General features: G+C 69.5%; 12 protein-coding genes. 7 read left to right on the top strand and 5 right to left on the bottom strand.

All coding sequences use genetic code 11. The annotated features are described in order from the left end of the window. Nucleotides 1-47: 47 nt before the first annotated feature. Nucleotides 48-1,463, bottom strand: a complete 1,416-nt coding sequence (locus HHX31_RS08670; protein ID WP_169946808.1) for a pectinesterase family protein — start codon at nt 1,461-1,463, stop codon at nt 48-50. A gap of 257 nt (nt 1,464-1,720) precedes the next feature. On the opposite strand from HHX31_RS08670, the gene HHX31_RS08665 reads away from it, so the two are divergent. From HHX31_RS08665 to HHX31_RS08635, 7 genes are all read left to right on the top strand, one after another. Next, nucleotides 1,721-2,479 (top strand): MerR family transcriptional regulator, encoded by a 759-nt coding sequence (locus tag HHX31_RS08665; RefSeq protein ID WP_169946806.1) that lies wholly within the window; start codon nt 1,721-1,723, stop codon nt 2,477-2,479. Between the two features lie 165 nt (nt 2,480-2,644). After that, nucleotides 2,645-3,346 carry a response regulator transcription factor gene (locus HHX31_RS08660; RefSeq protein WP_169946804.1) on the top strand — a complete coding sequence of 234 codons (702 nt, stop codon included), beginning with the start codon at nt 2,645-2,647 and terminating at the stop codon, nt 3,344-3,346. Beyond that, entirely contained in the window at nt 3,343-4,809 is a 1,467-nt protein-coding gene (locus tag HHX31_RS08655; RefSeq protein WP_211589397.1) for a cell wall metabolism sensor histidine kinase WalK, read from the top strand. The genes HHX31_RS08660 and HHX31_RS08655 overlap by 4 nt, the downstream gene beginning before the upstream one ends. Before the next feature lie 219 nt (nt 4,810-5,028). Next, nucleotides 5,029-5,946, top strand: coding sequence for a polyphosphate polymerase domain-containing protein (locus HHX31_RS08650; RefSeq protein ID WP_169946801.1), 918 nt, complete (start codon nt 5,029-5,031; stop codon nt 5,944-5,946). 6 nt (nt 5,947-5,952) lie between these two features. Further along, complete coding sequence (locus HHX31_RS08645; protein WP_169946799.1) at nt 5,953-6,630, top strand: DUF4956 domain-containing protein; 678 nt, start codon at nt 5,953-5,955, stop codon at nt 6,628-6,630. A gap of 6 nt (nt 6,631-6,636) precedes the next feature. Next, entirely contained in the window at nt 6,637-8,223 is a 1,587-nt protein-coding gene (locus HHX31_RS08640) for a CotH kinase family protein (RefSeq protein WP_169946797.1), read from the top strand. A 411-nt stretch (nt 8,224-8,634) separates the two neighbouring features. Beyond that, nucleotides 8,635-9,486 carry an HAD family hydrolase gene (locus HHX31_RS08635; RefSeq protein WP_169946795.1) on the top strand — a complete coding sequence of 284 codons (852 nt, stop codon included), beginning with the start codon at nt 8,635-8,637 and terminating at the stop codon, nt 9,484-9,486. A gap of 56 nt (nt 9,487-9,542) precedes the next feature. Here HHX31_RS08635 and HHX31_RS08630 read toward each other — a convergent pair whose 3' ends face one another. From HHX31_RS08630 to HHX31_RS08615, 4 genes are read right to left on the bottom strand one after another with little or no spacing between them, the layout of a single operon-like run. After that, a complete protein-coding gene (locus HHX31_RS08630) occupies nt 9,543-10,292 on the bottom strand; it encodes a GNAT family N-acetyltransferase (RefSeq protein ID WP_211589396.1) in 750 nt (249 codons plus the stop codon). 18 nt (nt 10,293-10,310) lie between these two features. After that, a complete protein-coding gene (gene purB, locus HHX31_RS08625; protein WP_169946792.1) occupies nt 10,311-11,738 on the bottom strand; it encodes an adenylosuccinate lyase in 1,428 nt (475 codons plus the stop codon). A gap of 11 nt (nt 11,739-11,749) precedes the next feature. Continuing rightward, nucleotides 11,750-13,096, bottom strand: coding sequence for an MFS transporter (locus HHX31_RS08620; protein ID WP_211589395.1), 1,347 nt, complete (start codon nt 13,094-13,096; stop codon nt 11,750-11,752). Beyond that, the gene (locus tag HHX31_RS08615; protein ID WP_169946790.1) at nt 13,093-13,785 is read right to left on the bottom strand and encodes a transcriptional regulator; all 693 of its coding nucleotides are present in this window, start codon (nt 13,783-13,785) and stop codon (nt 13,093-13,095) included. The genes HHX31_RS08620 and HHX31_RS08615 overlap by 4 nt, the downstream gene beginning before the upstream one ends. Nucleotides 13,786-13,804: the final 19 nt, after the last annotated feature.

Raw genomic sequence — 13,804 nt, 5'->3', positions numbered from 1 at the left:
CGGCACCCGTCGCTGACCGGGCAGGCCGCATGCCCGTTCCCCTGGGGTCAGCTGATCGGGTTCCAGCCGTCGGATCCGGCCAGGTACTTCTGCGGCGTGTAGTTCGCGGCCTGGGAGTCGCTCATCTGCGGCCGGTTGGAGTTGACCGTGGCGCCGGCGCCGGTGTTCTTGTATTCGAAGAACCGGGCGTTCTGCCACGGGTTACCGGACATGTCGGTCCAGGGCTGGGAGGTCTTGATGGCCGAGCTGAGGGTGGACTCCCGGTAGAGCACCTGGGCGTTGGGACCCCAGGGGCGGCCCAGCTGGGTGGTGTTGTTCGTCGCGCCGGTGATTCGGGACCGGTAGATGAGGAAGCCGTAGGTCTTGGCGGCGGCGGTCCTGGCGGCGGTGATCGGAGCTCCGGTGCTGCGCTTCTCGTAGATGTCGCAGTCGTCGATCACGATGGTGCCGTCGCCGAAGATGAAGTCGACGGTGCCCTCCACGTAGGAGCGGGCCATGTAGGCGCGGGCGGACGCGTTGACCAGGAACGTGTCCTGGTCGCCGAGCAGGCGCACGTTCGTCAGGACCGCCCGGTCGGCGTTCAGGTTCAGCGCGACGGCCTGCTGTCCGACGGTGGTGGAGTTCTCGACGTAGTCGTTGGAGATCGTCAGGTTGGTCAGGGCCGCGTCATGCCCGTTGACGAACGCCGTGGCGCTGTTGAAGGTGCCGTAGACGTCGGCGTTGTGGTTGTTGACGATCACGACGTCTCTGGCCGATGAGCCCAGGCCCTGCAGGGTGATGTACGGCTTGTTGGCCGGGATCGTGACGATCTCCCGGTAGGTGCCGGGCTTGATGGTGATGACCTTCCGGCTGGAGTTGCCGGTGGGCACCGCGTCGATGGCGGCCTGCACGGTCCGGTACTTGCCGGTTCCGTCGGCGGCCACCGTGGGGGTCACGCTTGTGGGAGTCGCCGTGGGCGTGGGAGTGGGAGTGGGCGTGGGTGACATCGTCGGTGTGGGGGTCGGGGTGGCCGTGGTGGCGGAGCCGGTGCAGGTGACGCCGTTGAGCGCGAAGGAGGCCGGCGTGGGGTTGGACCCCGACCAGGCGCCGTTGAAGCCGATGGACACCGAGGCGCCGGTCGCGATGGCCGCGTTGTAGTCCACGTTCCTGGCCGTGACGTTCTGCCCGCTCTGGGTCCACGTGGCCGACCAGCCACTTGTCACCTTCTGACCGGAGTCGGGGAAGGTGAAGCCGAGTGTCCATCCGTCGACGGCGCTGCCGAGGTTCTGAATGATGACGTTCGCGCTGAAGCCGCCCGGCCAGTCGCTGGTGGTGTAGGCGACGGCGCAGCCGGTGGCCGCCGACGCCTGGGTGACCGGTACTCCGGCGGCGAGGACGCCGGCGACCAGTGCGGCCGCTACGGCCGCCGCACGACGGGTCGTCTGCGTGCCGTAGAGCGTTCGTACGGGAGGTGTGCCGGGCATCTGCGCTCCTTGGACGCTCGCTGCGTGGACGGGGACCGCTGCTGCTCGCTCCGGGGATCGCGCCGGAGCGGGGCCACCGAACCGTACGATCATGCCCAGAATATGTCAATTGACTAAACTAACTGCTACCGTATCTGCGCTGATCAGCCGGGGTGGACCGGGCGCGAAAGTTTCATCCACGGTGCGGTGGGTCGTGCCGGGTTGACCCTCACGCGGCGTGAGGCCGCAGGCTTGGGCCCGGAAGGGAGGAGAGCCCGTTGAGCTATTCGGTCGGCCAGGTCGCCCGCATCGCCGGGGTTAGCGTGCGGACGTTGCACCACTACGACGAAATCGGGCTGCTGACGCCGGGCGAGCGGTCGGCGGCCGGATACCGGCGCTACACCGAGCCGGACATCGACCGGCTGCAGCGGGTGCTGTTCTACCGGGAGCTCGGGTTCTCCCTGGAGGAGATCGCCGTCGTCCTCGACGATCCGGGCGTCGATCCGCTGACCCACCTGCGCCGTCAGCACGAACTGCTGCGGGGCAGGATCGGACGGCTGGAGCAGATGGCGGCGGCGGTCCAGCGCGCGATGGAGGCGACAAGAATGGGTGTTTCCCTCACACCGGAAGAGCGGTTCGAGGTGTTCGGCGACTTCGACCCCGGCAAGCACGCCGAAGAGGCGGAGGAACGCTGGGGCGGCACCGACGCGTACGAGCAGAGCCGCCGCCGCACGGCCCGCTACACCAAGGACGACTGGCGGGCCGTCAAGGCGGAGGCCGCCGAGGTGCTGGAGGCGTTCGCCGCGGCGTTCGCGGAGGGTGCTCCGGCGGACGGCGACCGGGCGATGGACGTGGCCGAGCGGCACCGGGCGCACATCACCCGCTGGTTCTACGACTGCACGTACGAGATCCACAAAGGGCTCGGAGAGCTGTACGTGGCCGACCCGCGCTTCGGGGCCGGCTACGAGGGGGTCGCCGAAGGGCTGAGTGGTTACGTGCGCGACGCGGTGCACGCGAACGCGGCGCGGCACGCCTGACGCGCGGCACGCCGTCGGCGCACACCGATCGTTGGACTGGCTGGTTGAAGGTCTTGACGCGACGTCGGCTTGCCACAGTTCGCCTCGGCACACGGTTTCGCGCCTCGCACGCCCGGGTCGTGGCCTTTCAGGCTGCTCTTACACAGGTACCGTAGAACGATACCTATGAACGAGTCCGTGCCCGCGAAAGTCCTGGTCGTCGACGACGAGCCCAACATCCGGGATCTGTTGTCCGAGGCGCTGATTCTCAACGGCTTCGACGTGCGAACCGCGTCCAGCGGACGGGCGGCGTTGGAAGCGGTGGCGTCCGAGCGGCCCGACATCATCGTGCTGGATGTGATGCTGCCTGACCTGGACGGCTTCACGGTCGCTCGCAGGTTGCGGGACGCGCAGGACAGTCCGCTGGTGCTCTTTCTGACGGCCAAGGACGCCGTGTCGGACCGGATTTCCGGCCTGACCGCGGGCGGGGACGACTACGTCACCAAGCCGTTCAGCTTGGAGGAGGTGGTGTTGCGGCTGCGGGCGATCTTGCGCAGAGTCCGGCCTGCGACGGAGGAGGTCGACGACGGGGTTCTCCGTTATGCGGATCTGGAGCTCGACGAGGAGGCCCATCTCGTGCGGCGTGCGGGGCGGGCCATCCATCTGTCGCCGACGGAGTTCAGCCTGCTGCGCTATCTGATGATCAACGCCGAGCGGGTCGTCAGCAAGGGACAGATTCTGGAGCGGGTGTGGGACTTCAACATCGACGGTGACAGCCGGATCGTCGAGTCCTACATCAGCTACCTGCGACGGAAGATCGACGCGGAAGGCCGTCCGTTGATCCACACGTTGCGTGGTCTGGGATATCGCCTGCAGGACTCCTCATGAGGCTGGTTCGGCGCTCGTGGTCACTGCGGCATCGGCTGCTGGCCGCCTTGCTGGGCCTGTGCGCTGCTGGTCTGGCCGTCTTCGCCGTGGCGGGTGTGCTGCTATTGGATCGGGTCCTGCTGGCTCGGGTGGACACCCAGTTGACTGAACTGGTCCTCACCCTCGGGCGGCGTCCTCCGCCCACGGAGCCGCCTCCTCCACGCTTCAAGGACATGGAACTGCCGACACAGTTCCGGATGACTCTCTACGACGCCCACGGAGCCGTGGTGCGGCAGATGCCGCCCGACCTCTCCGACGGACCCGCCCTGACCGCCCAGGAAGCCGCAGCGCTGCCGGCTCGTCCCGTCACGGTGACCGGGAGGACCGGCTCGGAGGAGTGGCGCGTGCTCGGGGCGAGCGTGCCGGGTGGCGGGCGGGTGGCGGTGTCGATGTCGCTGGCGCCCAACCAGGAAACCGTGCGGCAGTTGCTGGTCATCGAGCTGGCTGCCGGCGTCCTGGTGCTGTCGCTGCTGGGTGCGGTCGCCTGGTCCGTGGTGCGGCTGGGCTTGCGTCCGCTGAACCGGATCGAGCGTACCGCGGAGGCGATCGCGGAGGGGGACACCGATCGCAGGGTCGATGACACCGATCCGCGCACCGAGACCGGCCGGTTGGGCCGGACCCTGAACGTGATGCTGGAGCGCCTGGCCCTCGCGCTGCGCGAGCGGGAGCAGTCCGAGCGGAGGCTGCGTCACTTCGTCGCCGACGCCTCGCACGAGCTCCGTACGCCACTCACATCCATCCGCGGCTTCGCCGAGCTGTACCACCACGGGCACAGGACGCGGGATCCGGCGGCTGAGCGGCTCTTCGCCCGGATCGAAGGCGAGGCTGAACGGATGGGCGTGCTGGTCGAGGACATGCTTCTGCTGGCCCGTCTGGATCAGGAACCCACGCTGGAGCCCACTGTGGTAGACCTTCGGGTCTTGGCGGGGGATGTGGTGCACGCCGCCCAAGCCCGTGACCGGGAGCGCCCCATCCTCTTGCGCATCTCCGACGACCCGGTGCTCGTGCGCGGCGACGAACACCGCCTGCACCAGGTCATCGCCAACCTGGTGGGAAACGCGATCACCCACACGGCGGCGGGCACCGCGGTGCGCGTCACGGTCAGGCGACGGACGGGCGCCGATGTCGCACCTGATGGGGCCGTGCATGCGGGATCGGGACCTGGCGCGAATGCTGAAGCGGCCTTGGTCGAGGTGTGCGACGAGGGACAGGGCATCGCGCCCGAGAATCTCCCCCATGTGTTCGACCGGTTCTATCGCGCGGACCCGAGCCGCTCGCGAGCGTACGGCGGCACCGGGCTGGGTCTGGCCATCGCCGCCGCGCTGGTGCAGGCGCACGCGGGCAGGATCGAGGCGCGCAGTGTGCCCGGCTCGGGGGCGACGTTCCGCGTCCTGTTGCCTTTGTATCGGTCTCAGGACGGCTGAGCCTGCCGCGCGAATTCGCATATCAGCTAGGACATGACGGGCAGGGATGGGAGCCGTGGCGCGGCTCGTCATCGTGCCTCGACTCGGAGGAAAGAGGCTGGTCGACGAGGCCGGTGACCGGCGGTGAGCGCACTAATTGTTCATCTCTGATCAGTGGGCGATTCACACATTATTCCCAGCTTCGTGCTGTCAGATGTGCCCTGGCACCGAAGGAGGGACATGCTGCAGAGATTCCGCAAGCGAGCCGTCTTCCAAGGTCAGACCGGAGAATCCACCGCTTCGAGCGTCTTGCCGGAAGGCGATGCCGGTCATCGGCTGCGCGCCCCGAGCAAACTGCACGCGTTCAACCGGTACGAGATCAAATACCTGATCGACGCGAACCGGGTCGACGAACTGCGCGAGGAGCTGGAGAACCGGCTCGACCGCGACCGGCACTGCCCGGACGAGGGCTACAACATCTGGAGTGTCTACTACGACACCCAGCAGCTGCGCTTCTACTGGGAGAAAATAGAGGGCCTGAAGTTCCGCAGGAAGCTGCGGGTGCGCCACTACGGCGACGGGTTCGCGGCGGCGCCGGACACCCCGGTGTTCGTCGAGATCAAGCAGCGCGTCAACCGGGTCACCCAGAAGCGCCGGGTACGCCTGCCGTACGCGGACGCGCTGCGGTTGTGCGACGGGCGGCAGATGGTCGACCACGAGCCGTCCCAGCGGGCCTTTCTGGAAGAGGTGCTCGACCTGGTCTCCCGGCTGGAACTGCGCGCCACCGCGATGACCGGCTACACCCGCCATGCCTACATGGGGCGAGATGCCGACGTGGGGCTGCGCGTCACCTTTGACCGCCGCATCAGAGGCCGGGACCGTGACTTCCACTTCGGCGCCGACGCGGAGAACCGGCTCATCGTCCCCGCCCGCAAAGCGATCATGGAAGTCAAGGCGAACGAGCGGGTCCCGTACTGGCTCACCGACCTGACCGCCAAGCGGAACCTGCAGGTGGTGCGGGTCTCCAAGTACTGCCAGAGCATCGAGGCCTACGGGCTGGCGCCGCGCTCCGTCTTCCACATTCCCGACAACGAGCACATGCCCGACCACGACCATCCTCTCGGCCGCGAGCGGTCGATGGCTCACAGGGAGGCCTGACCCCTCATGGACTTCTCCTTCCAGGATCTGTCCGGCACGTTCAGCATGGCCGACATCGCGATCGCGATGTCGCTGTCGTTCGTGCTGAGCGCGATGATCGGCTGGGTGTACCGGGCGACGCACCGCAACGTCTCCTACAGCCAGTCGTACGTGCAGACGCTCGTCGTCCTCGGCATGCTCATCTCGCTGATCATGCTGGTCGTCGGCTCGAACATCGCGCGGGCCTTCGCCCTGGTCGGCGCGCTGTCAGTCGTGCGGTTCCGCAACGCGATCAAGGAGACCCGCGACGTCGGGTTCATCTTCCTGGTCATGGGCGTCGGCATGGCCGTCGGCACTCGCTTCTACCTGCTGGCGATCGTCGCGGGGGTGGCGATCTCGCTGATCATCATGCTCATGCAGCGGTTCAACTGGTTCGCGCTCAACGTGCGCCGCCAGGTGGTCAAGGTGCAGGTGCCGGCCGACGAGGACTTCACCGCCACGATCCAGGACGTGCTGGTGCGGCACACCGACGAGTTCGAACTGGTCAGCATGGAATCGATCCGCGGCGGCGCACTCACCGAGCTCATGTACACCGTGAGGATCAAGAAGGGCAGTGAGCCCGCCGATCTCATCTCGGCTCTGCGCGAGCGCAACCACGGCCAGTCCGTCACCGTGCTCACCGGGTACGACCAGACCGACCTGTAGGCGGCCATGACCCATCCCACCAACCGGCGACGGCTACGCCACCGAATCCCGATCAAGCTCCGGCACAACTGGAAGCTCGTCGCGCTGTGCACCGCCTTCCTGGCCGCGTGCTGGGGCGTGTTCGGCAGCGGGACGATCCGCCCGTACGTGACCACGGCCCAGACCGCTTCCGCCGACACCGTCACGACGAACCTCACCGGGACCAAGGACCTGTTCGACACCACGGTCGCGCACGAGGTGGAACTGACCTTCACCGACGCGGCATACCAGGACATGCTGACCGAGTACTACTCCAGCGGTGAGAAGAAGTACGTCGAGGCGGATCTGACCATCGACGGGACGCGCATTCCCAGCGTAGGCGTCCGGCTCAAAGGCAACTCCACGCTGATGGGCCTGACTTGGAAAGGCAAGTCCCGCAGCAGCGGGCGGGGCGGCTTCCGCGACGGACGGCCGCCCGAGGGCTTCGAGCCTGCCGAAGGCTTCCAGCCGCCGGAGGGTTTCCAGCCGCCTGGCGGTGAGCGGCCCCCCGGAAACGGACAGCCGAGGACGAATGGGCGGCCAGGTGGCGGGATGTTCGGCGCCCAGTTCAAGGCGGAGGAGCCCGAGAAGCTGCCCTGGCTGATCAGCTTCGACGAGTTCGTCGAGGGCCGCCGTTACCAGGGCCACGCGCAACTGGCTGTGCGGCCCGCTGCGATGGGCTCGACGACGATGCTCAGCGAGGCGCTAGGCATCTCGGTCGTCGGCGCCGCCGGCGAGCCGACGCAGCGCTCCACATACAGCTCCTTCAACGTGAACGGACGTTCCTCCACGCCGCGCCTGCTGGTGGAGTACCTCGACGAGGGCTACGCCAAGGACCTCGGCGACGGCGTCCTGTACAAGTCGCTGGCCACCGGCTCCTTCACCTACAAGGGCGAGGACCAGACCGAATACGTCAACGACTTCAAGCAGATCAACAAGATCGGTGGCAAGGACCTTCAGCCTGTCATAGACCTGGTCAAATGGGTGGACGAAGCATCCGACGCCGAGTTCACCGCCGGCCTCGCCAACCGGCTGGAGGTGGAGTCGTTCGCCCGCTATCTGGCCCTGCAGAACCTGATGGTCAACTTCGACGACATGGCCGGGCCGGGCAAGAACTACTACCTCTGGTACGACTCGGGCAGCAAGAAGTTCACCGTCATCACGTGGGACCTCAACCTCGCCTTCAACGGCGATGCCACGGCCGGCGTCCACGACAGCATCAGCATGGGATTCGGCCGTGGCCGCCCTCGCCAGAACGGGCAGCCCCCACAGGGTGGCCGGCCTCCGCAGGGCGGCCAGCCGAGGGGCGGCATGACCATGGGCCACCCGCTGAAGGAGAAGTTCCTCAAGAACGCCACCTTCAAGAGGGTCTACGAGGAGCAGTACAGAAACCTGTACAACAAACTCCTGACCGATGGCAGCGCCGCCAAGTTGCTCGACAACCTCGTCAGCTCCTACAAACTGAACAATGGAGCCGACACGGCCGCGATCGAAACCGAAGCGAAGACACTGCGGACGTTCCTGCAGACGCGAACCGAGAGCCTGGGCTCGGACAAGGCGATCAACGGAACCTGAACACCGCGCTTCTCAAGGGCGCGGGGGCAGCCTGCTGCCCCCGCGCCCTTGGCCTTCGAGCTGATCGGATCGCGTCCAGCTCGCATTCCCAGAATCGGCCGATCCACCGCTCACGTGCCCCTCGGGGGACGCTGATCAGCACCTATCGGTGCCATGCTGCGTTTCCGCCAGTGAACCGCCAGTTAGCATCGGCGTGAGACTTTGCTCTCAGCCAGCGGGTAGCCCACCGCCCCGCAGCCGGGCCATGGCCTTGTCGACGTAGAAGGTGTTCCACCACCCGGCGGGACATCACCCGCGGGTTGGGGTGACGTCCACGAGCTCATGACAGGCAGAATCCCCCATCTGTCATCTCCCGGCGCCTTCACAGTCAGGAAACGCGACGGAAACACGGCCCGGTCAAGATTGGGTCTCGTGATCAGGGCCATTCTGTTCGACCTCGACGAGACCCTTTTCGACCACCGCCGGGCGGTCGCGCACGCCGCGACCCGCTGGACCGACTCGGTCTGTCCCGGTCACGAGCTGCTGCTGGAGGCTCCGGCGCTATGGCTCGACCTGGAGGACAAGCACGTGCCGGCGTGGCAAGCCGGTGAGTGCTCGTTCGCCGAGCAGCGGCGCAGGCGGCTGCGGGAGTTCTGCCGCCGGCTCGGGCTGCCGCAGCCGGCCGACCCGGACGCGGCGTTCGCCGCCTTCCTGACCCACTACGAGTCGGCCTGGGCCGCCTTCCCCGACGTGCACGAGACGCTGGCGGCGCTGGCGGACCTCGACGAGCCCCCGGCGCTGGGCGTTCTGACCAACGGAGCGCCGGATCAGCAGGAGGCCAAGCTGAGCCGCCTCGGGCTGCTGGACCGCATGGAGGTGGTCCTGACGCCGGACGCGCTCGGCGCGTTCAAGCCGGACGCCGAGTGCTATCGGAAGGCCGCGGCGAAGCTGGGCCTGGCCCCCGAGGAGGTGCTCATGGTGGGCGACAACCTCGTGCTCGACGCGGCCGCCCCAGCGCAGGCCGGGATGACCGGTGTATGGCTCGACCGGTACCGCGCCGAGCCCTGCCCCCGCTCCCCCTCGATCACGAGGATCACGACGCTGCGCGAGCTGCCCGGCGTGCTGGACGCGCTGAACTCGCCGCGTCCCTGGCCCTGGACTCCCGGAGCCACGACTGGGACCACGGCCGGAGCCACGGCTGGAGGCACGATCGGAGCCGCCGCCTTCGCGGCGGACCTGCGGATGGCCGGACGCGGCGAGCTCGCGCTTGTGCCGGTGAGCTGATCTCGTGATCTCACCGGGAGTCGCATACCGGCTCCCGGGAGGCGGCGCGAGGACGGTCAGGGGCGGAGCCCGGCCCCCGCGACAGGGCGGCGGACGAAGCCGAGCCGTTCGTAGACCGTGATGGCCGCCTGGTTCCAGTCGTCCACCATCAGCGCCGCCCGCCCGTGCTCGGCGATCAGCTCGGACGTCACGAACCGGCACACCCGCTCCCCCAGTCCGCGTCCCCGCGCGGGTACGGCGGTCGCGACGCCGGCGAGCAGGCCCACCGTCGGGGCCGACCAGGCGTCGGCGGCGACCGCCAGCAGGGCCCGCGACTCGTCCCGTAGCCCGGCCCACCGGCGTACGCGCGGCATTCCCGGCACCGCGTACGAGCTGGGGCTGGCGGTGGCGAGCAGGCCGGTCACCTCGGGGGCGGCGGCGTCCGTGAGCCAGGCGGCGGGCCGGTCCCGGTCCGCGCGCTGGTCCCGGGGCGGGGCGAGTCGCTCTGTCGCCATCCAGGAGAAGTGGCCCGCGAGTTCCAGCTCCGGCATGGCCGTGAGGACCTGTTCGATGAGCGCGGCGTCGCCGAGGGGCCGGTAGGACGGCCCGGTCTCGGCCAGGGCGTGCCGCAGCAGCGGGACGAGCCTGCCGGGCTCGCCCCGCACCACCAGGCGGTCGCGCCGGGCGAGCTCCGGGCTCGCCACGGCCACCGCGTCGCCGTGCGCCCAGGCGCGTACGCCGGGCCGCATGCCCTGTGCCGCCCACATCACGAGGACGTCGTCGCCCGAGGCGGCGACGACGTCGGCCTCGCTCAGCAGTTCACGCAACGCGTGTCCCTAAAGGATCTACAGGATCGCGCCCGGGGTGTAGGCGGCGTCACCGGGATGGCGCGCGGTGATCTCGCCGATCCGGGCGGCGACGGCGGCGACCTGGCCGGCGGCCGCGCCGGCGAAGGAGGCGCGGTCGGCCAGCAGCGCGTCGAGCTCGGCCCGGCCGAGCGGGAAGCGGTCGTCGGCGGCGAGGCGGTCGAGCAGTTCGTTGCCGGCGCCGCGTGAGCGCATGGCCAGCGCCGAGGCGACCGCGTGCTCCTTGATGATCTCGTGGGCGGTCTCGCGGCCGACTCCGGCCCGCACCGCCGCCATCAGCATCTTGGTCGTGGCGAGGAACGGCAGGTAGCGGCCCAGCTCGGCCTCGATGACGGCGGGGAACGCGCCGAACTCGTCGAGCACGGTCAGCATGGTCTCCACCAGGCCGTCGAAGGCGAAGAACGCGTCGGGCAGGGCGACCCTGCGGACGACCGAGCAGGACACGTCGCCCTCGTTCCACTGGTCTCCGGCGAGCTCCCCTGCCATGGATGCGTACCCGCGCAGGATCACGGTGAGGCCGTTGACGCGTTCGCAGGAGCGGGTGTTCATCTTGTGCGGCATCGCCGAGGAGCCGACCTGGCCTTCCTTGAAGCCCTCGGTGACCAGCTCGTGCCCGGCCATGAGGCGGATGGTCTTGGCCAGAGAGGAGGGGGCGGCGGCCAGTTGCACCAGCGCGGTCAGCACGTCGTAGTCGAGCGAGCGGGGGTAGACCTGGCCGACGCTGGTGAAGCGGCGGGAGAAGCCCAGGTGCGCGGCGACGCGGTCCTCCAGCGCGGCCAGCCGGTCCTCGCCGCCGAGCAGGTCGAGCATGTCCTGGGCGGTGCCGACCGGTCCCTTGACGCCGCGCAGGGGGTAGCGCTCCAGCAGGTCCTCCAGCCGCTCGTAGGCGACCAGCAGTTCGTCGGCGGCGGTGGCGAAGCGCTTGCCGAGCGTGGTCGCCTGGGCGGCGACGTTGTGGGAGCGGCCGGCCATGACGGTCGAGGAGTGCTCGGCGGCCAGGCGGCCCAGGCGGGCGAGCAGCGCCACGGTCCGGCCGCGCACCAGCAGCAGGCTGTCGCGGATCTGGAGTTGTTCGACGTTCTCCGTCAGGTCACGGGATGTCATGCCCTTGTGGACGTGCTCGTGGCCCGCGAGGGCGTTGAACTCCTCGATGCGGGCCTTCACGTCGTGCCTGGTGACCTTCTCCCGCTCGGCTATGGAGGCCAGGTCGACCTGCTCGACGACCTTCTCGTAGTCGGCGATCGCCTGCTCGGGCACCTCGATCCCGAGGTCGGCCTGGGCCTTCACGACGGCGAGCCAGAGCCTGCGCTCCAGCACCACCTTGTGCTCGGGGGACCACAGGCGGGCCAGCTCCGGCGAGGCGTAACGGGCGGCCAGGACATTCGGGATACGCGGCTTGGCATTCACGTTGGCCCAGTCTATTGAGCCCGTTCCCGCCGGTCGTCCGCAGGTGCCACGCCAGCGGGAGGACCGGGGTCCGGATCGGCCGTGCGTCGCGCCGCGCCCCGGCCGCGCAGGCGGTCCATCTCACGCCACTGCGGCAGCAGCGCGGCGAGGTTGGTGGTCAGGAAGTACGCCGCGCCGCCGATCAGCAGGGCCGGGGCGAGGCCGAGGCTGACCACGGCAGCCCCGGCGAGCAGCCCGCCGACGGGGATGCCGGCCCACGCCATGGAGTCGCCCAGGGCGTTGACCCGGCCGCGCATGCCCGGGGGCACCCGCTCGAAGGCGATCGCCCCGAGGATCGGGTTGAGGAAGCCGCCGCCTGCCCCGCTCGCGGCGAACACCGCCAGCACCGCCCACATCGGCACGTCGGCCGCGAGGACCAGGAACCGCGGCGCCCCGGCGAGCAGGAACCCGGCGAAGAACACGACCCGGCGCGGCATCCGGTGGGCGACGGCCGCGGCGACCAGGCTTCCGGCGACCGCGGCGGCGCTCCACATGCCGTTGCTCAGGCCGATCGCGGTGGGGCCGTTGCCGGACCGCTGGGCCCACACGGGCAGCAGGACGGTGTTGAACGCGGCGTCCAGCAGGTTGGTGATGCCGATCATGACGATGATCGTGAGCAGCAGCGGCTCCCCGCGCAGGAAGGTGAAGCCCTCGCCGAAACGCCGCCAGTAGCCGGTGGACGGCGGGGTCTGGTCCGCCGGGCGTCCCATGCCGCGCGGCAGCGCGAGCGCGATGATCAGCGACCCGAGTGCGAAGCACGCGGCGTTGACGGCCAGGCCGGTCAGCGGTCCCAGCAACGCCACCATGAAGCCTCCGGCGGCGGGGCCGAGGGTCGAGGCGAGCCGCTCGGTGACGCCGGACAGGCCGGTGGCCCGCTCCAGCGGCACCCGGGCGCGCTCGGCGGCCTCCGGGACCATGATCTCCTTGGCGAGGTCGCCGGGGCCGCGTACGGCGCCGATGACCGCGACGAGGGCGAGCAGCACGGGGAAGGACAGCAGGCCCGTGGCGTGCAGCAGGGGTACGGCGCCAGCGGCGGCCGCGCTGGCCAGGTCGGTGGTCCAGGAGACGACCCGGGGTCCTGTCCGGTCGACGAGGGGTCCGGTCAGTGCCTTGACCACGACGTAGGGGGCCATCTCGAAGAAGGCGACGAGCCCGGTCTGCGTCACGCTGCCGGTCGTGACCAGGACGAACCACGGCAGGGCGATGGCCGAGACCCGGGTGCCGGTCAGGGCGACCGCCATGGCCGCGAGCAGCCCGCCCAGCGGGCGCAGCCGTCGGGTGCGGGACTCCGCGGCGGTGTCGTCGTCCAGTCCCGTCATCGGTCGGCGTCTTCCTGTGCGGCGTCTTCCTGTGCGGCGTCTTCCTGTGCGGCGTCTTCCTGTGGGGTGTCTTCCTCTTGCGGGGTGGGCTGTTCCGGCTCGGGCAGGATCTGCATGATCACCGACACCCGTTCCGCGCCCTCGGGCGCGCCGGTCGCCTCCGGGGTGTCCCGGCGGTGCCGGGTGACGAGGGCCCACAGCTCCTCACGCAGGGCTTCGGCCTCCTGCGGGGTCAGCCGCAGGGCCATGTCGCTCATGTCGGTCGCGTTCCGCCACTCGGGTGGCATGGTCCGCAGTTGGGCGATGGCCCGCTGGGTGCGCATGGAGTAGGTGGCGGCGACGGACTGCAGGTAGGCCAGCGTCGCCTCGGGCTCCCGCTCGATCAGGTCCGGGTCGTTGAGCCAGGTCGCCCCGTGGGCCGCGCGCCACCAGCGCTCGCGCGCGTTGCCGCGTTCGGTGTCCTCCACGACGAACCCCGCCGCGTCGAGTCTGCGCAGGTGGTAGCTGGCCGCGCCGGAGTTGATGTCCAGCAACTCGGCCAGCCGGGTGGCAGTGGACGGGCCGTGCTTGCGCAGCAGGCCCAGCAACTGCAGGCGTACCGGATGCGCGAGAGCGCGCATCCCCTTGGCGTCGAGGACGACCGCGTCCCGCGCGGCCGGGGAGTGAGGCGTCTCGCCGTGATCGGTCATGGTGCCATGGTAAACCGCA

Source organism: Microbispora sp. H11081 (assembly GCF_012999535.1).
Lineage (GTDB): Bacteria > Actinomycetota > Actinomycetes > Streptosporangiales > Streptosporangiaceae > Microbispora.
Note: the sequence above shows the minus strand (reverse complement) of the source record. Positions and strands in the feature narration are given on the sequence as shown.